This window comes from Bianquea renquensis, from assembly GCF_014384895.1.
In the GTDB taxonomy this organism is placed as follows: domain Bacteria; phylum Bacillota; class Clostridia; order Lachnospirales; family Bianqueaceae; genus Bianquea; species Bianquea renquensis.
The window spans coordinates 172669-192033 of sequence record NZ_JACRSQ010000002.1 but is presented as its reverse complement, the minus strand read 5'-3'; the positions used below and the strand labels follow the sequence as shown (position 1 = coordinate 192033).

Here is a 19365-nt window from a genome sequence, read left to right as displayed (position 1 = left end):
TCTACTTCCTCCATGTCATTCGATTCACTATCCCAACATAGCTCTGAACGAGCTTAACCACTTTTGTCGAGACATTTTCATCGGCATAATCAGGAACAGTAAGCCCCAGATCTCCATTTTCGTTCATAGAGGATGCCAGTTCAACCGCCTGCAGAACCTGTTCCGTCGTAATCGAACCAATGGTAAAAACTCCTTTGTCAAGCGCCTCTGGTCGCTCGGTGCTTGTCCTTACAGATACGGCGGGAAACTTAAAATAGGATGCCTCCTCAGGAATTGTCCCGCTGTCTGAGACAACACAGAAAGCCTTTTGTTGAAGACAGTTATAATCATAAAAGCCAAAGGGTTTAAGTGTTCTAACGAGTGGATGGAATTTGAAATTGCGCGCTTCAATAAACTTTTTGCTGCGCGGATGGGTGCTATAAATAACAGGCATATTATAGGTCTCTGCCATTGCGTTTACCGCATTCATCAAAGCAAAAAAGTTGGATTCATTGTCAATATTTTCTTCTCTATGTGCCGAAAGAAGAATGTATTTCTTTGGCTGGAGGCCTAGTTCCTCTAAAATTCTGCTAGCCTTAATTTTATCCGAAACGCTGGACAGCACTTCTGCCATAGGCGATCCAACAACGTATGTTCTTTCTCTCGGCACTCCCGCAGCATTCAAATATCTGCGAGCATGCTCGGTATAACAAAGATTTACATCGCTTGTAACATCAACGATCCGCCTGTTGACCTCTTCCGGAAGATTTTCATCAAAACAACGATTTCCCGCTTCCATATGAAATACAGGAATTTTTAGCCTCTTTGCCGAGATAACGCAGAGGCAAGAATTCGTGTCGCCTAGGACAATGAGAGCATCCGGCTTTACTTTGACCATAAGCTCATAGGATTTTGCTAATACATTCCCCATTGTCTGACCCAGATTCTCCCCCACCACACCTAAATAATAATCGGGTTCACGGAGATCCAATTCCTCAAAAAACACTTGGTTTAATGTATAATCATAGTTCTGACCTGTGTGAACAATGATGTGATCAAAATATTCATCACATTTTTTCATAATTGCCGACATCTTTATGATTTCAGGCCGAGTACCCACAATCGTCATAAGCTTTAGTTTTTTCAAAATAAAATCTCCCCTTACAGTGTGTAGTGCGGATAGAGCTCTTTATGAGCAAAAATCCAATCCGCCATCTCCTTAACCATAACCTCGTAGGTTGGGATTGTATAACCGAACTCAAATGGAGTGCTGACTAGCGATTTATCAAGGCATGTACCGTCTACAGGATTAATTGTTAGAGCATCATTTCTTAAATAGTGGTTAAAAAGCCTCAACAGTTCATACTTTGTTATGGAGCACTCGGGCACAGAGTTATAAAGACCTGTGGCACCATTCTGCATAACAGCATCCATCGTTTTTGCCAGTTGAAGTGTCGTTTGTCCTGTCCAGACCGCCCTCGTATAACCGTTTATTGAATTTTCCTGCTGCATAAACCAGTTCAAAAGACCAATACCCTTTTCATTTATATCCGGACCAACGATGGAGTTTCTAAGTGTCACATTTTTATCATCTTCAATCTCCCCTAATGCTTTCGTTCGATCATAAAAGGTTTGTCCATCCCTCACGTCATCCTTTTTATATCCTCCTCTGTCCCCCGAAAAGACACAGTCTGTACTCATATGTATAATACGGGTCTTCATATTTTCAGTGAGTTTGACTAGATAATGAGGAAGATATGAGTTTAGGAGTATTGCATTAGGATGGTTACTTTCCGCAAACTGATTCAGAATGCCTATACAATTAATAATAAAATCAAAATTTCCCTCATCCACAATTCTTTTTATAAGTGCACTGTCGGTTGCATCACCGACTATACCCTTATATACTGTATTTTCAAATAGAGAAAACCCTGTAACGTCATATCCGCATTCATTTAAATAAAGAGTAATGATATGCCCTGCCATACCAGCCGAGCCTAGAACAAGCACCTTTTTCTTTTTCATTTTTGTCTCCGTATCTGTAGATTATTGTAATTTAACTGTCGTTCTAATGTTTTTCCCACTCTTCTAACTCTTGCTTGATATATTCCAGAGTCAGCAACTTTTCCTTCACCTGCTCCACATTCAATATTACAGTATTATTAGAATTAAACTCTTCAACAGTAGTCAACGCCGGATTTCCTTCACTAAAATATTTTTCATAATTCAAATCCCGTTTATCCATGGGAACACAGTAGAAATTTCCCATATCCACCGCGTGAACCGCTTCTTCCTGTGTCAGAAGTGTTTCATACATCTTTTCTCCATGCCGTATTCCGATTAGCTTGATCTCATTGTCGGCATGAAAAAGCTCTTTAACAGCTTGTGCCAAGTCTCCAATCGTGGATGCCGGTGCCTTCTGGACCATAATGTCACCCGGATTAGCATTTTTGAAAGCAAATAAAACAAGTTCAACCGCTTCGTCCAAACTCATTATAAATCGTGTCATTTGAGGTTCCGTAACCGTAAGCGGCATACCAGATTTTATTTGTTCGATAAATAGGGGGATAACAGATCCTCTTGAACACATAACATTGCCATACCTTGTTCCACATATTATGGTTCCCGATGGATCAACTGTTCTTGATTTTGCAACAAATACCTTTTCCATCATGGCCTTTGAAGTTCCCATCGCATTAACGGGATAGGCTGCCTTATCTGTCGATAGACAGATAACCTTTTTTACCTTTGCCTCTATTGCCGCTGTCAAAACATTGTCTGTCCCAATCACATTGGTTTTTACAGCCTCCAAAGGAAAAAATTCGCAGGAAGGTACTTGTTTTAGGGCGGCTGCATGAAAGACATAATCAACGCCATACATGGCATTTTTTACACTATCAATGTCCCGGACGTTTCCGAGAAAAAATTTAATCTTTTCATTTTTATATTGTTTGCGCATATCATCTTGCTTTTTTTCATCCCGCGAAAAAATACGAATTTCTTGAATATCCGTATCAAGAAATCTCTTTAAGACCGCATTTCCAAAGGAGCCGGTTCCTCCTGTGATAAGCAAAGTCTTATTTTTAAATACTTCTTCATTGTTTCTCATAGTGCATTCTCCTCATATCCAGATCTTTAGAGTTTATTTTAGTACTTTTAATAGCGACATTATAAAAACATCTTTAGAAAAATGGGTCGTATAATATTGACTTCCCTTCTCCCCTTTGTTTCGATAGAGAGAAGGATTTCTAATTACATCAAGCATTGCCTGTGACAGAGCGAGGTCATCACCTGAAGATACTGCAACTCCACAATCCGCCTCCCAAATAACATCATATGCTGCGCCATCAACAGCCCCAATGATTGGTTTTCCTGCACTGAGATACCCTTGTATCTTTGCAGGCAAGGTTAATCCAATGCTTGTATCCCCTTTTAATGTCAACAAAAAACAGTCTGCCAATTTGTAAAATCTCGGCATTTCCTCAATCGGATGTCTTCCACAAAAGATAATTTTATCCTCAAGCTGCAGCTCGTTGACGAGTCTCTTACAATTCTCCAATTCAGACCCATCGCCCACAATATGAACGCAGTAATTTTCTGTTGGCTGTATTCTTTTGCACGCCCTAATAATACACTGAATATCTTGAACCGCTCCGATATTCCCGGCAAAAACAAAATCAATACAGTTATTGTCAATATACTGCCCCCTATAGGTCGAATATATATCTTCCGCGTGTTGCGGCAAGTATGTTATTTTATTCAGAGGCACGCCGCAGACCTCATGTAAATATTTTTTAAATGGTTTTGAAGTAATACAAATGCTATCACATTTATTATAAATCCAACTGCTTATCTTTTTTACCATTCGAAAAATATACTTATTCTCTCCAATGTTCCATGCTTTAACACATTCAGGCCATATATCACAACAATACAGTACCAACTTTTTTTTAAATTTAGCCTTATAAATGATTCCGGCTATTGCTTGAAATACGGGCGATGTCTGATATACAAATATGGCGTCACATTCTTCTTTCTTATGAAAAAGAGCATATGTACAAGAGGTTGCGACATAAGAACAATAATTTAATAAACGGAAAAAAGTTCCTGTTCTTCTTGCAATAATAGGAACCCTCGCTATTTTAACACCGTGCCAATTTTCCTTTCTATTTCGAAAGTGCTTATATTCTTTTGGGACCTGACCCGATTTATAATCAGGTAACCCTGTAAGGACGTTCACTTGGTGGCCTTTCTTGACTAATTCCAAGCATATGTCATTTATACGAAAATTCTCTGGATGAAAGTACTGAGAAAGAACCAATATTTTCATTACTTACCACCTCAAAATATATATTAATTGTTTTTTTCGATCGCATTGCCCTGATCAACATTGGAGGTAATGTTTTGTTTATGAAAGCCTTCCGTCGAGTCTTTCATAAACATGACTTTGACCGTCATAAAAAGCAGCTTTAGATCGAGAAGTAGTGAGTAGTTCTCAATATACATCAAATCCAGCTTTAACTTATCATAAGCGGACGTATTATACTTGCCCATAATCTGCGCATACCCAGTAAGGCCTCCCTTTACCTTAAGACGATAGGAAAATTCAGGTATTTCCCTCGAATAGGCCTCTACATGCTCAACACGTTCAGGCCTGGGGCCCACTATACTCATATCCCCTTTCAGGACATTAAATAACTGCGGCAGCTCATCCAGACGAGTCTTACGGATAAACCTTCCGATTGGTGTAATACGAGGATCATGGTCCACAGCCGGCATCGCAATTCCGTCTTTTTCAGCATCTACAATCATACTTCGAAATTTATAAATCTCAAATACTTTCTTATTCAAAGTGCAGCGTTTCTGTTTGAAAAATACAGGTCCTCTATCATAAGCCTTGATCGCAATAGCGGTTAGAAGCATAAAGGGCGACGCGACAAGCAAAAACACCACAGACAGGACGATATCCATAAAACGTTTGATCACACGCTGTTCAAAAGACAACCCCATATTTCGGCAGAGCAGCAACGGCGTATCAAACAAATGTATCTCATCTGCGCTGCGGATGATAATATCAGAAAGCTTTGGGGTTATATATGTACGAATGGAATTTTCAAAACAAAACTTCAAAAGACGGTTTCGCTCAGGGGCCTTCACATCACATATAATAACGGATTCATATTGAAGAATCTCCTTCTGAATAGCCTCCAAGCCCTCTTCAATGCTGATGGCATTCCGGATCTCATATTTATCCGCCCGCCGGCTCATCTTAAATGAAAGGGAGTCAGCTAAATCACTTCCATATACAATAATCATTTTATGGGGCGGATATAGCTTCGAATATATCGCATTGGCTCCATATGTCCAAAGGATAATCAAAAGGATGTCCACCAGCGTCATAAGGAAAAATGGGACCGGATTCACTAAGCCGCGTCCAATGAGGGAAACCTGAAAATAGGTAATAACATTTGTTATCAAGACTGACAAAGTCTGCGAATAGATGACATCGGAGCGTTTCAAATATCCAACTTTGTATCCATTGTAAATTCTCTGGAAAAGAACCAACAACACAAGATAAATTGCAATAACAAGCCAATTTCCTCGATTGACAAAGGGCATAATAATAGAGTCGTTATACTGCGTATACCATACAAAAGCAAATGTCAAAACCAATAGGGATATTATGACAATCCCAATCACAAACATGATCAAGCGCTTAAACTGTTCATAATTCTTCATAGCGTCCGCCCTTTTGCACCATAATCATTTTAAAACGTAGATGTCCTATATATCTTGGCCGCTATAACACAGCCTTCTCTAACGTTTTAGTATTGCATATATTGTATAATATTGCAATACTTTTCACGGAATGTAATACTTTTGTAATATAAATTCCCAGATAATTACAAAATTGTACGTTTTTCTATTTTAGACACATTAATTTTACAATAAAACACCCCTTCTGTCAACATTCCTTTCTTTGAGATGCACGTGCAAGCCCAGAATCAGCGCAAAATATGGAACTGCCTTCTCGTCCATTAGCACGCATTGACTGGTCTGCCATATCGTATGTTATTTTTTACTCATAATTGTCTCATCTCGACTCCTGTTTTGTGGACAAACCTGTTTTTTGTTTTCTCCTTTGTAAAGTTTTTGACAAAATATTAAGAATATGTTACAATAATTACAATTAGATGTCTACTCTCCTTTTTATCATTGGCGGCAGGAGGTCAAAACAGTTGGTTTTTAATTCTATTTTCTTTATTTGCTTTTTCTTACCCCTTGTAATTATCGTATACTACTGCATAAAGGAATCTCTGAGAAATCTATTCCTGGTGTCAGTAAGCCTATTCTTTTTGGCATGGGGCAGTGTCGATTGTCTCAAAATAATCGTCCTCATCATTCTTGCAGACTTTTTAATTACAAGAGGGTATTCCCGTACGCCAAAAGTCAAGAAAGCATTGTTGCTCGCCGGTATTATTTTGAATATAAGTATATTATGCTATTTTAAATACCTGAATTTTGTCATCTCAGCCATAAACACGGTGTTTCAGTCGGAGTTTCGTCTATTAGATTTAATTGTACCGCTGGGAATTTCTTTTATCGTCTTCCACAGCATCTCATATTTGGTGGATTGCTACCGCGATGAAACGATTGGGCAGACTTCATTGCTCGAGTTGTCGTTATATCTCCTATACTTTCCCAAATTGATTCAAGGCCCCATTGTGCGTTTTTGTGATTTTTCACCGCAGCTTCAACACCGCACCGTAAGCTTAGATACTTTGGTCTCCGGCATTGAACGTTTTGTTATAGGCCTTGGGAAAAAAGTTTTGGTGGCAGATATGGTAGGAGAAACGGTTACCACAATATTTTCCCGGGCTGCGCTGGGAATCGATGTGCCAACTGCTTGGCTGGGTGTCGTTTTCTTTTCTTTCCAAATATATTTTGATTTTTCAGGCTACTCAGACATGGCGATTGGAATATCAAAAATTTTTGGGTTCTCTGTCAAAGAAAACTTCAATTTCCCTTATATCTCAAAGTCAATAACTGAATTTTGGAGACGGTGGCACATCTCTCTTGGCAGTTGGTTCCGGGAATATGTATATATCCCTCTGGGCGGTAATCGAAAGGGAAATGTATATTTTAATCTATTCATAGTTTTTCTTGTCACTGGGATATGGCATGGCGCAGGGTCTGCTTATATCGTATGGGGAGTGACTCATGGGTTCTGTATTATACTCGAAAGATTCCTGAGCACAAAAAATCTATATAAAAAGATTCCAGCATTTTTTCGATGGGCCGTTACTTTACTTATTGTATGGCTAGGATGGGTCTTGTTTAATACAGGGAGTCTCTCTGACGCATTCGTATATTACAAACAGCTATTTGGATTCGCCAGCACTGACTATGTCCTCTTTTCTTTTCCCTATTTTGTTACCCCCCGAAATATTTTTCTGTTTGTGCTTTCATTGTTTGGAAGCGTGATTTTGGGCAAACTCGTGAAGCCGTCTTTCTATGAAAAACTGCTTACCAGCCGTTCGCTAGTGATCGTTGCCCTTCGATACATCCTGATATGTGCATTATTCATACTCTGTCTCATAAGCATAATCAGCGGCACGTATAGTCCATTTTTATATTTTCAATTTTGAGGGGGCAGAAATCATGAAAAGCCTTAAGCTTGGTTTTGTTATCATTATATGCAGCATTATTGGCTTAGGAATAGGCGGTTTCAATCTTGAGCCCGATAGCATATCAGAAATTGATAATCGGAAATTGACTACCTTCCCAACAATTGGCGAGGGGGACTTTACTGACAGTGTTGAAAATTATGTATCGGACCGCATTGGTTTTCGGACTTGGGCAATCGATACGTTTACCTGGCTAAACGACAAACTATTTAATGAGATGGTTCATCCAACGTATACATATGGAAAAGATGGTTACGTTTTTTTCAAACTGTCCGATGAAGAATATGATATCGAATGGTTAGATGGCTTTGTTGCCTTTTTGCTGCAATTGCAAACCTACTGCGATGAGCGAAACATCCCCTTTATATTTTGGCTAAATCCTGCTAAAACAACGGTGTACAGCAATTATCTTCCCGATGGATATAATTTCACCGGCAAATTCTTGCGCGATTTACTACAACGCCTTGACGAAGCCGGTATAAATTACGTTAACACCACGGATGTATTGATGCAAAAAAAGGAATCGGAACAAGTGTTTAATGTAAAATATGATGCAGGTCATTGGAACGATTTGGGCGCCTTTTATGGTACCAATGCGATATTAGACAAGATCAGTGAATTCTTTCCCAGTGTCAGAAGCAACACTTTCGATGATTTTGAATGTCTGACAAGTCATGTGACAAGTCTATCGGTATCGCATTTCGCCATCGATGAAGATGTTCCGGTGTTTCTTAATACGCAAAGCAATTCCATTCTCTCCTTGGCAGACGATTACGCTTCGTTAAATTTGAACGCAAATTATACCGACTACGATGTTCTCATAAATACCGCGGCACAGGACGAGTATCCAAGGGTTCTATTTTTCCAGGGAAGCTATGTAAACGGGCGCAGACGATTTATCGAATCTAGAATAAAGGAATACGATTCTATCCATAATTATGAAAATGTATTAGATTTTGACTACTATTTTAACATATTCCAACCTGATTGTGTTATCTTTGAAACCGCCGAATATACGCTGAGTGCAAGCTATTTTGACTATGCCACGATGATAAACTGTACGTTTAATCCGTCCCTTAATCAATTTGATTCATATGAAGAGGTTCAAATGAATACCGATTGCATCATTGGATATGAGGAAAGTGGCAATATTGTCAATTTTTCTTCGGAAAATCCCTGGTCCTCAGCAAACTATGCGTATCTACAGTCAGGCAACTTGATACTCGATTTAAAGATGGACTTCGAGGAGTATACGCTTTCAGCTTCATTTGATAGCACCAGGTTTGATTCAGAAAATGCAAAACTGATCTTACTCGATGAAGAAGCAAAGGAGAAACGGATCTATGATGTAAAATGGGTATCTGGATCGTGAACCGCATGATGGCTCAGCGGAATTTTTCCTATTGGACAAGAAAAATCCCGCTGAGCATGACGCCCAACGGGTTCCAGATAAATCGGAATGACAGGACTTGAACCTGCGGCCTCTTGGTCCCGAACCAAGCGCTCATACCAAACTGAGCTACATTCCGAAAGGCTTTCCATCAGCCAGAAAGCTATATCATTATAGCTCAACCCCATCCATTTGTCAAGCTTTTCCTTCCTAAATTTTCGCCTCAGTGAGAGCTCACCCAAACAGAGCGGGGACACAACCGCCGGTTACAATAATTTAACACCTCCCCTCCTTGTAATCCCTTGATCCATATGCTATAATAGGCAATCATATACGTTGGAGGTGCTTTTTTGAGTATTCTGGATAAGCTGGAGCGCAAACTTGGCCGCTTTGCAATCCCTCATTTGATGCGATATATAATCATCGGCAACATTGCCGCCTATATAATGTCTCTTATCAATTATGAGTATTTCAGTTATCTCATCCTGGATCCGGATCTCGTGATGAAGGGGCAGGTTTGGCGGCTGCTCACCTTTATCTTCATCCCCGAGGGCGCCGGCGGCACAAATATTCTGATGGTCGCCATCTCCCTGTACTTCTATTACTTCATTGGTTCTGCCTTAGAAGCCCGCTGGGGCGCATTCCGATTTAATGTATACTATCTGATTGGGATCCTCGCAACCATTGCGACCTCCTTTATCTTCAAAGGGTACGGCACGCCCTCCTATATCAATGAGTCCTTGTTTCTAGCTTTTGCGACTCTCTTCCCAGAGCTTCAGGTGATGCTGTTTTTTATCATTCCGATAAAGGTCAAATGGCTTGGCATTCTGTCCGGCGGCCTCCTGATCTTGCAATTTATCACCTCGAACAGCTTAAGCTCCCGCGCCTTTATCATTGTGGCGATGCTAAATTATATCCTGTTCTTTGGGCCCCAACTGGTCGCGAAGATTAAAGCCGCGAGGCGGCGCCAAAAATTTACCCAGGCCGTCAATTCCTCCCGCAGCCCTTACACATCCCCATCAAAGGGTAAAGTCATCAACGACGTCCCCTTCCACAAATGCCATGTGTGTGGGAAGACGGAGTTGGACGATCCCAATATGCAATTTCGCTATTGTTCCAAGTGCAACGGAAATTTTGAATACTGCATGGACCATATCAATACGCACGAACATGTAAAGTAGACAGATCGCTCCGATTTTGGAATATGTTTTCAATTCGGAGCTTTTTTTGTATCAGAAATTGGTAGTTAAACAAGAGTCTCGGCCCAACAGGCAATTTCAGCATATTTCCAAGTATAAATAATTTGCATTTCTTTGGCATAGGTTGTATAATATACCTATACGTTTTCAACGTATCCAACAGCGCAGTTATTTACAGAAAGGAGTGTTTCTCATGAGCGCAGAATTAAAAGAATTACTCTCCTCCAGCGAGACAGTAGATGTTTACAAGACTGATCATAATATGGTTGTCAAGCTCTTCAAAGAACACATGCCAAAGACGGCAGCTTTATATGAGGCCCTGACCCACTCCCGTGTGGAAGTCACCGGCCTTCCCGTCCCTGTAATCCACGAGGTTTCTGTCATAGATGGCCGCTGGGCCATCACCATGGACCTGATTCAAGGAAAGACCTTGGCCGAAATCATGAAAGAAGATCCCGCCAACACAGATTCATACCTGGAACAGATGTTGGATATCCAACTGACCATCCACTCTAAAAACGTTCCCAAGCTGAGCAAGCTTAAGGATAAGCTGGCACGGCAGATCAACGCCCTGGACGAAATCGACGATATTAAGAAGTTCGAGCTACTTAGCCGCCTAGACAGTATGCCCAAACACACGAAGCTCTGCCATGGCAATTTTACGCCGGAGAACATCATCATCAACGAGAACGGCACCTATATCCTCGACTGGGTAGCCGCCCGCCAAGGAAACGCCAGCGCGGATGTGGCTAGAACCTACCTCCTCTTCGCCCTCAATTCTCCGGAATCGGCGGACCAGTACATGGCAATGTTCTGCAAGAAGACCGGGACCTCCAAAAAATATGTTCAGGAGTGGCTTCCAATCGTAGCGGCTGCTCAACTGACCGAGAATAAGGAATCCGAGCGAGAGCTTCTTATGAAATGGATCGACGTTGTCGCATACGAATAGGCTTAACAGAATCAGAAAGGACTCCCGGGCATGAAGAGGGAGTCCTTCCTGTGTCAGAGGGAAGTTCGGCCTCCCCCTTCGAAACGTCCATCAATTTCTGGACATCGGACGCCATAGCTTTCGTCAATATTGCCATAAATGAAAGCAGTTTTTATGCACTTCTTCCATAAAATAAGAGGAAACTTTTGAAAGTCTGTCGAAATTTATAGTTGCGAACTTCATGGTTTTTTGAGTATAATAATATTGTTAAAAAAATAACATCTAGTTACCACACTATCACGCAGCAACGTATTTCGCAGATCCTGTTCGCAGGACGCTAACCTTGAATAAAAATGGAGGAAACGGAAATGGCTAACAAGGAAAAAGTAGTTCCCATGGACACAAATGTAGTGGATACTTTAGAATCCCTAACCGCCAAGGTCAAGGAGGTTCGAGAAGCACAAAGGATTTTTGCAACCTATACACAAGAACAGGTCGATAAAATTTTCTTCGCCGCCGCCACCGCCGCTAACAAGGCGAGGATTCCTCTGGCCAAAATGGCAGTCGAGGAGACCGGCATGGGCATTGTAGAGGATAAGGTGATTAAAAATCATTACGCGTCCGAGTACATCTACAACGCGTACAAAGATACAAAGACCTGCGGCGTTATTGAAGAAGACACATCCTTTGGAATAAAACGGGTCGCAGAGCCTATCGGGGTTATCGCGGCGGTCATCCCCACGACCAATCCTACTTCCACTGCCATCTTTAAAGCGCTAATCTCTTTAAAAACTCGCAATGGTATCATCATCAGCCCTCATCCCCGCGCTAAAAAATGTACCATCGAGGCCGCCAAAGTTGTCCTGGAAGCCGCCGTTGCTGCTGGCGCTCCCAAAGGAATCATCGGCTGGATTGATGTTCCTTCGCTGGAATTGACCAACCTCGCTATGAAAGAAGCTGACATCATCCTTGCCACAGGCGGTCCCGGCATGGTCAAAGCCGCATACTCCTCCGGAAAACCGGCTCTAGGCGTAGGCGCTGGAAATACACCGGCGATCATCGACGACACAGCCGACGTTCTTCTCGCCGTCAACTCCATCATTCATTCGAAGACCTTCGACAATGGTATGATCTGTGCCTCTGAACAGTCGGTCATCGTTCTGGATTCGGTGTACGATCAAGTTAAAAAAGAATTCGCGGACAGAGGCTGCTACATTCTGTCCCCTGAGGAAACGGATCAAGTGCGCAAGACCATCCTCATCAATGGCGCTCTAAATTCTAAAATCGTCGGACAATCCGCTCACACCATCGCGAATTTGGCTGGAGTCCATGCCCCGGAAACCGCCAAAATTCTTATCGGCGAAGTTGAAAGCGTGGAGCTGGAAGAGGAATTTGCACACGAAAAGCTGTCCCCCGTTCTGGCCATGTACCGCGCAAAAGATTTCCAGGATGCGCTTGCAAAGGCAGACCGCCTCATCGCAGACGGTGGGTTTGGCCACACCTCCTCCCTCTATATCAACACGGTAACAGAAAAAGAGAAGATCGCACTCTTCAGCGAAACGATGAAGACCTGCCGGATTCTTATCAACACGCCTTCCTCCCACGGTGGCATCGGTGACCTGTACAACTTTAAGCTAGCTCCCTCCCTGACGCTGGGGTGCGGTTCTTGGGGCGGCAATTCCGTCTCCGAGAACGTCGGCGTGAAGCATTTGCTTAATATTAAGACCGTTGCTGAGAGGAGAGAGAATATGCTTTGGTTCCGCACACCCCAGAAGGTATACTTCAAAAAAGGCTGTCTGCCTGTGGCACTGGATGAGTTGAAGAACGTCTGCGGCAAGAAGAAGGCTTTTATTGTCACCGACTCCTTCCTTTATAAAAATGGATACACCAAGACGATTACCGATAAACTGGATGAGATGGGAATTACGCACACCACCTTTTTCGATGTGGCCCCCGATCCCACATTAGCCTGTGCAAAGGAAGGCGCAGCCGCGATGCAGGCCTTTGAACCGGACTGCATTATCGCCATCGGTGGAGGTTCCGCTATGGACGCCGGTAAGATCATGTGGGTTATGTACGAGCACCCGGAAGTTGACTTCCTCGACATGGCCATGCGCTTTATGGATATCCGCAAACGTGTCTACACCTTCCCGAAGATGGGCGAGAAAGCCATGTTCATTGCGGTTCCCACTTCTGCCGGCACCGGCTCGGAAGTCACGCCTTTCGCCGTTATCACGGATGAGACCTCCGGCGTAAAGTATCCTCTTGCTGACTATGAGCTGCTGCCCAACATGGCAATCATCGATGCCGATTTGATGATGAATATGCCAAAAGGATTAACCTCTGCCTCGGGCATCGATGCTATGACCCACGCTCTGGAAGCCTATGCCTCCATGATGGCCACTGATTATACAGACGGGTTAGCTTTAAAAGCTCTGAAAAGTATTTTCCAATATCTCCCCAGTGCCTATGCCAATGGCGCCAATGATCCCGTCGCCAGAGAAAAAATGGCGGACGCTTCAACCATGGCCGGTATGGCATTTGCCAACGCTTTTCTCGGCGTTTGCCACTCCATGGCGCATAAGCTGGGGGCATTCCATCATCTGCCCCACGGCATTGCCAATGCGCTGTTGATCAATGAGGTGATGAAATTTAACGCCGTTACCGCTCCTAGAAAAATGGGAACCTTCCCGCAGTACCAGTACCCCCACACGCTGGAGCGCTACGCGGAATGTGCGGACTTCCTCGGCATCAAGGGGACCAACGATCAGGAGAAATTCGACAACCTGCTGGTTGCCATTGATGAGCTGAAAGCAAAGGTTGGAATTCACAAGACCATCAGGGAATACGGCATCGAGGAGGAGGCGTTCCTGTCCACACTGGATGAGATGGTGGAGCAGGCCTTCGACGATCAGTGTACCGGAGCAAATCCCCGCTATCCGCTCATGAGCGAGCTCAAGCAAATGTATTGTAACGCCTATTACGGGACGAACAAATAAAGAAGGCACACACTTGACAAGGGACCAGGAGAACGATGTGTTCTCCCGGCCCTTTTCTTGTTGAATTTATTGCTGTCTTTTGTCTATCGCATCGGAAGCAAGTAGAGTACCATCATACTGTAATGACAGACGCTCCCTCCCAGCACAAAAATATGAAAAATCTCATGAAATCCCAGGTGCCTGATATGAAGCGGGAACCGTTTGGTCCCGTAAATGATTCCTCCTACCGTGTAGAGAACACCGCCGCCCAGCAAAAGACTCAAAGCTCCCACGGGGAGCTTTTGAATCAACGGATAAATGGCAATGACACACATCCACCCCATGACGATATAAAAAGCTGTGCTGAGCCATCGAGGCGCGCCGATCCAAAAGAGTTTTAATAAAATTCCTCCCAGCGCTGCTCCCCATATAATTCCAAACAGCGCCCAACCCCAGGGTCCTCGGAGGGGAATCAGGCACAGCGGCGTATATGTGCCCGCGATGAGAAGAAAAATCATCATATGATCTAGCTTCTTCAACCGCATTTCCGTCTTGTCAGAGACTGTGAGCATGTGATACATGCCACTTGCCAGATAGAGGCCTATCAAGCTGGCTCCGTAGATGGAAAAGGAGACCACGTGCCACACCCCTGCATACAGCACTGCCTGACATATTAGATAGGCCACCGCCGGAAGCGCCGCTATTCCCCCCGCCAGATGGGTATATGCGTTGACAGGTTCCTTTATTTTCATACCACTCCCCCTAACCACCATATTATACCTTTTATTTTACGATATTATATAGTTTTTATTACTACTTATTATACAATAACATTGACACAACATCAACCTCACCATTCCCCCATTATTCTGTCCATTCTCAAGTAAGCTCTTCCTTAAGTCCTTTTCCTTCCTATATCGTTCATTCCCACAGCCTAACTTCAGGCTTCCCTGACTTCGCCCAAGGGCTGAACCCCTAGTTCTTTCGTTTATTGATCATCTGATCAGAAAACATTGACGCGTTAATCAGGTCGCCTGGATCCACTTCAAGAGCATCGGCAATATTGAAGAATACTTCAAGTGAAAAGGGGCGAATAATATTCGGCGCCTCGATGGAACTGATATGCGATCTGCTGACCTTTGCCTTTTCTGCCAACTTCTCCTGGGACATGCCGCGCATTTTCCGAAGAGCAGCAATCGTGATACCTAGCTGGATAAATCGGTCCCTGTTTTTGAATTCTACTTCTTTGCTCATGTGCATTGCCCTTTCTGTTTTTTATCTTTCATTATACTTTTTCCTATATCTTTTTGCTGTATTTCGTATTGAGCTTTTGTCTTATATTTTAAGCAATTTTTATGAATATAGGATATATGTTTTATATATAGAGCAATACAAAATACTTTTCAATAAATAGCAGAATGAAATGGATGTGGCGGCATCGTATACAGGGAAGGACTTGCTTTTTCGATCCTTCCCCTGTATAATAAAAAGAAAAAGGCAGATGACATTATGGAAACGATTTTACAAGAACTTCTTGCTGCCATGCAGCAGGATGAGCCTATTCCCTTCGACGCAATCCCTTCCATCGATCTCTATATGGATCAGGTCACCACCTATCTTGACAGCCTCCTCTCCTCCAATCTTCGCTCCCAGGAGGACAAGGTCTTTACCAAGACGATGATCAACAACTATACGAAGGATGGACTGCTCCCCTCTCCCGTCAAAAAAAAATACACCCGCTGTCATCTCATGCTCCTCATTATGATTTTCAAGCTCAAGCAAACTCTCTCGATCTCTGATATCGGACAATTGCTGTCCCCTGTCATACAAAATCCGGATCTTCTCCCCTCCTTCTACGAACAATTCTGTCAAATCGAGCAAATGCAAAAACAGGAGTTTCTATCCCGCACGCAGCAGGAATTCACAGAGGTGCAAAACCTTCTCGCAGAGTCTCAAGCAACGGAAGCCTTGCGCCTCTACGCCATGGCCTTAGCCGCACAGGCCGCTTCCCAGAAACGGTTGGCGGAAAAAATTCTCGATCAGCTTCAGGCAGAATCGCAAAAATAAAAAGTTCGCGGAAGGGACACTTCACATAAGGAAGTGTCCCTCTTTGGCTGCTTATGATATGCATCAGACTTTCAACTAAGAAAGTGGAAAAATTCATTCCAATGAAAAATACATATATAGGCATAGGATAGGATATACTGATTGGAGGAATATAGAAATGGCAAGCAGTGAGGTTGGCTTTGTTGTGGATGATGAATATAAAGCATGGATAGAAAATATAAAAGACAGAATAAAGCATAGCCAGATAAAAGCTTCTGTTAAAGTGAATTATGAACTACTTGATTTATATTGGGATATAGGCAGAGATATTGTTGACAAACAGAAAAATGCGAAATGGGGAGAGTCGTTTCTTACAACAATGAGTAAGGATTTGCAAAAAACTTTTCCTAACATGTCGGGTTTTTCGGTGCAAAATTTAAAAAGCATACGATATTGGTACAAATTTTATACCTTCAATGAAAATGGCTTACAGCCTGTAAGCCAAATGGAACTGATTGAAAAATTAGTTAAAGGTATTCCGTGGGGGCATAATCAGAGGATTATGTATAAATGTAAAAATATCACAGAAGCGTTGTTTTATGTGCAGAAAACGATGGATAATGGTTGGAGCAGAACTGTTTTAGAACATCAGATAGATAGCGGTCTGTATGACAGACAGGGAAAAGCTATTTCCAATTTTCAATTAAAATTGCCAGAGCCACAGTCTGATTTGGCTGAACAAACATTGAAAAATCCATACAATTTTGACTTTCTGACTTTAAGAGAAAAATATGACGAAAAAGAATTAGAGGATGCCCTTATCAACCAAATTACACAATTTCTATTGGAATTAGGCACGGGTTTTTCGTATCTTGGCAGACAAGTACATTTGCATGTCGGTGAAAGTGATTTCTATATGGATTTGCTTTTTTACCATGTCCGTCTCCATTGCTATGTTGTCGTGGAGCTGAAAACGGAAAAATTCAAGCCGGAATTTGCAGGTAAATTAAATTTTTATGTCACAGCTGTCAATAAACAGATGAAAACAGGACAAGATAATTCAACAATAGGTATACTTATTTGTAAGGATAAGGATGATGTTGTCGCTGAGTATGCACTCGATGATATTTCACAGCCAATCGGGATTGCTGAATATGAACTGACAAAGGTGCTTCGTGAGGAATTTAAAAGTAGTCTGCCGACAGTGGAAGAAATAGAAAGTGAACTGTCTGAATAAATTAGCTTACGGATTGTAAGCCAATTTGATATAAGTAAAAATAAGTAGCGGATATTATAAGAATTAACTTATCATTAGTGCTTGAGAGTCTGCGGCGTGAACTGTCCAAATCTGAGAAGCGTATTGTCGAACTTGATGTACTATGTTCCAATAACGCTTAAAGCAAAAGCGTTCCAAAGAAGAAAAAACGGCATAGCCACGAACGACTATACCGTAATTTGTGAAAGGCCGCCCACGTACTCTCCACTTCCTTATGTGAAGGGTACGAACGCGAACTTTTTATTACCCGCCTTGCGGCGGTTTTTTCATTGGGTAAAAAGCAGGGCAGCTCCTGGATCCCAGACGACCCACGCGCTGCCCTGCTGTCGATTCAAGCTCAGACATTCGGTTACGCCAGCTTGGCTTTCGCTGTCTCCACCAGATTGGCAAATCCTTCCGGATCGTTGACGGCGATATCCGCCAAAACTTTGCGGTTTAGATTAATATCCGCCTGCTTCAGGCCATACATAAAGCGGCTGTAGGACATGTCATTCTGACGGCAGCCAGCATTGATTCGGGCAATCCACAGCTTCCGAAAATCTCTCTTCTTAAGCTTACGTCCGACATATGCGCTCGCCTGCGCCCGCATCACCGCCGCTTTCGCTGTGCGGTACTGCTTCGATTTGGCGCCGTAGTATCCTTTCGCCAGCTTTAATACCCGTTTATGTCTCTTGCGGCTGTGCAACGCACCTTTGATTCTTGCCATGATACTTCCTCCTTGTTCACTTTAGTGCATTTTCTCTATCCAAATACGATTATAGATACGGCAAAACCTTTTTCATGACTTTTGCGTTGGTGGGATCCGTGATGGTTCCCTTCCGCAGGTTGCGCTTTCTCTTCGTGGTCTTCTTCGTCAGAATATGGCTTTTGTACGCTTTAAACCTCTTCAGCTTTCCGGTTCCCGTCGCGTGAAAACGTTTTGCAGCAGCTCTTTTCGTTTTTAGTTTTGGCATAACTTTTCCTCCTTAAGATCTATACTATAGCCCCTCCGCTGTTCCCGGGAGGGCCAGCGACTTGCGCCGCAACAATTCTTTATGCTAAAACATCTCGGAGTGACCTCAATGCTTGGGCATCAAAAACATGACCATGCTTCGCCCCTCCATCTTCGGGGGCTTCTCCACATCGCCGACCTCTGCGATTCCTTTTGTAAAATCATCGAGAACCTCGCGGCCAATCTCAGTGCGGGACAATTCACGCCCGCGAAAACGGACGGAGACCTTTACCTTATCGCCATTCTTCAGGAATTTCACGGCATTCTTCAGCTTTGTCTGCAAATCATGCTCCTCGATATTGGGAGAAAGGCGAACCTCTTTGATGTCGATGACCTTCTGTTTCTTCTTCGCCTCTTTTTCCCGTTTGATCTGCTCAAAACGGTACTTTCCATAGTTTAGAATCTTACAGACCGGCGGTTTCGCCTGCGGCGCAATTTTGACCAGGTCTAGATTGCGCTCTCTTGCCATGGCAAGCGCTTCCCTCACTGGCACGACCCCAAGCTGATTCCCCTCTTCATCAATCAGCCGAACTTCCTTGTCACGAATCTCCTCGTTAATCATTAACTCGCTAATAGTCGGACACCTCCACAATAATGAATTCCTCTACCTCTTCATCCCCCAGGGGGCTAGCAGTACACGGGATCCCTTCTAACCCGGGGCAGAAAACCCGTTCTTTGGATTCCATCCGCGCCAGCACAAAAAAGCGGATCCCGAGATCCGCTGATAGACATACCTGCCGGTAGCGCCGTCCACACAGTCTCCGGCGCTGTCTTACCGATATAAACCCTTGCCGTATCGCAACACAAAGGTGAGAAGCGGATCTTCTACTTATTTTATACTTTATCTATTATACTTTGCTTTTATCCATCTGTCAAGCCTTTATTTTGAC

General features: G+C 43.0%; 17 protein-coding genes and 1 tRNA gene. 7 read left to right on the top strand and 11 right to left on the bottom strand.

Translation table 11 applies throughout. The features are described 5' to 3' along the window. Position 1: 1 nt before the first annotated feature. Genes wecB through H8730_RS02365 form a run of 5 tightly spaced genes read right to left on the bottom strand, consistent with a single transcriptional unit; the run spans position 2 to position 5718 of the window. Complete coding sequence (wecB, locus tag H8730_RS02385) at positions 2–1126, bottom strand: non-hydrolyzing UDP-N-acetylglucosamine 2-epimerase (RefSeq protein ID WP_249289260.1); 1125 nt, start codon at positions 1124–1126, stop codon at positions 2–4. A gap of 14 nt (positions 1127–1140) precedes the next feature. Further along, complete coding sequence (locus H8730_RS02380; RefSeq protein WP_249289258.1) at positions 1141–2004, bottom strand: SDR family oxidoreductase; 864 nt, start codon at positions 2002–2004, stop codon at positions 1141–1143. 43 nt (positions 2005–2047) lie between these two features. After that, positions 2048–3088: a polysaccharide biosynthesis protein gene (locus H8730_RS02375; protein ID WP_249289256.1), complete on the bottom strand. Its 1041-nt coding sequence runs from the start codon at positions 3086–3088 to the stop codon at positions 2048–2050. A 33-nt stretch (positions 3089–3121) separates the two neighbouring features. After that, positions 3122–4309 (bottom strand): glycosyltransferase family 4 protein, encoded by a 1188-nt coding sequence (locus H8730_RS02370; RefSeq protein ID WP_249289254.1) that lies wholly within the window; start codon positions 4307–4309, stop codon positions 3122–3124. A gap of 23 nt (positions 4310–4332) precedes the next feature. Then, positions 4333–5718 carry a sugar transferase gene (locus H8730_RS02365; RefSeq protein WP_249289252.1) on the bottom strand — a complete coding sequence of 462 codons (1386 nt, stop codon included), beginning with the start codon at positions 5716–5718 and terminating at the stop codon, positions 4333–4335. A gap of 500 nt (positions 5719–6218) precedes the next feature. Between H8730_RS02365 and H8730_RS02360 the strand changes: the two genes are divergently transcribed. Together H8730_RS02360 and H8730_RS02355 are read left to right on the top strand one after the other, a co-directional pair. Beyond that, a complete protein-coding gene (locus tag H8730_RS02360) occupies positions 6219–7628 on the top strand; it encodes an MBOAT family O-acyltransferase (RefSeq protein WP_249289250.1) in 1410 nt (469 codons plus the stop codon). Between the two features lie 13 nt (positions 7629–7641). Next, positions 7642–9039, top strand: coding sequence for an alginate O-acetyltransferase AlgX-related protein (locus tag H8730_RS02355; RefSeq protein WP_249289247.1), 1398 nt, complete (start codon positions 7642–7644; stop codon positions 9037–9039). A gap of 82 nt (positions 9040–9121) precedes the next feature. On the opposite strand, the gene H8730_RS02350 is transcribed toward H8730_RS02355, so the two are convergent. Beyond that, positions 9122–9196, bottom strand: a tRNA-Pro gene (locus tag H8730_RS02350). A gap of 211 nt (positions 9197–9407) precedes the next feature. Here H8730_RS02350 and H8730_RS02345 point away from each other — a divergent pair. The 3 genes from H8730_RS02345 (at position 9408) to adhE (ending at position 14183) form a co-directional block, all read left to right on the top strand. Further along, positions 9408–10238, top strand: a complete 831-nt coding sequence (locus H8730_RS02345; RefSeq protein ID WP_249289245.1) for a rhomboid family intramembrane serine protease — start codon at positions 9408–9410, stop codon at positions 10236–10238. Positions 10239–10449: 211 nt separating this feature from the next. After that, positions 10450–11205 carry a phosphotransferase family protein gene (locus H8730_RS02340; protein ID WP_177715068.1) on the top strand — a complete coding sequence of 252 codons (756 nt, stop codon included), beginning with the start codon at positions 10450–10452 and terminating at the stop codon, positions 11203–11205. Positions 11206–11552: 347 nt separating this feature from the next. Continuing rightward, positions 11553–14183 carry a bifunctional acetaldehyde-CoA/alcohol dehydrogenase gene (gene adhE, locus H8730_RS02335; RefSeq protein ID WP_177715066.1) on the top strand — a complete coding sequence of 877 codons (2631 nt, stop codon included), beginning with the start codon at positions 11553–11555 and terminating at the stop codon, positions 14181–14183. Positions 14184–14266: 83 nt separating this feature from the next. On the opposite strand, the gene trhA is transcribed toward adhE, so the two are convergent. After that, positions 14267–14914, bottom strand: coding sequence for a PAQR family membrane homeostasis protein TrhA (gene trhA, locus H8730_RS02330; protein WP_177715064.1), 648 nt, complete (start codon positions 14912–14914; stop codon positions 14267–14269). Between the two features lie 223 nt (positions 14915–15137). Then, positions 15138–15416, bottom strand: a complete 279-nt coding sequence (locus H8730_RS02325; RefSeq protein WP_249289243.1) for a helix-turn-helix domain-containing protein — start codon at positions 15414–15416, stop codon at positions 15138–15140. Between the two features lie 255 nt (positions 15417–15671). Between H8730_RS02325 and H8730_RS02320 the strand changes: the two genes are divergently transcribed. Continuing rightward, on the top strand, positions 15672–16229 hold the full coding sequence (locus H8730_RS02320; RefSeq protein ID WP_177715060.1) for a DUF1836 domain-containing protein: 558 nt from the start codon (positions 15672–15674) through the stop codon (positions 16227–16229). 157 nt (positions 16230–16386) lie between these two features. Further along, entirely contained in the window at positions 16387–17445 is a 1059-nt protein-coding gene (locus H8730_RS02315) for a PDDEXK nuclease domain-containing protein (protein WP_177715058.1), read from the top strand. 388 nt (positions 17446–17833) lie between these two features. Here the strand turns inward: H8730_RS02315 and rplT are convergent, their stop codons facing one another. The 3 genes from rplT to infC form a co-directional block, all read right to left on the bottom strand. Continuing rightward, positions 17834–18190, bottom strand: coding sequence for a 50S ribosomal protein L20 (gene rplT, locus H8730_RS02310; protein WP_177715056.1), 357 nt, complete (start codon positions 18188–18190; stop codon positions 17834–17836). 49 nt (positions 18191–18239) lie between these two features. After that, the gene (rpmI, locus tag H8730_RS02305) at positions 18240–18437 is read right to left on the bottom strand and encodes a 50S ribosomal protein L35 (protein ID WP_177715054.1); all 198 of its coding nucleotides are present in this window, start codon (positions 18435–18437) and stop codon (positions 18240–18242) included. Between the two features lie 105 nt (positions 18438–18542). After that, on the bottom strand, positions 18543–19037 hold the full coding sequence (gene infC / locus H8730_RS02300) for a translation initiation factor IF-3 (protein WP_177715052.1): 495 nt from the start codon (positions 19035–19037) through the stop codon (positions 18543–18545). Positions 19038–19365: the final 328 nt, after the last annotated feature.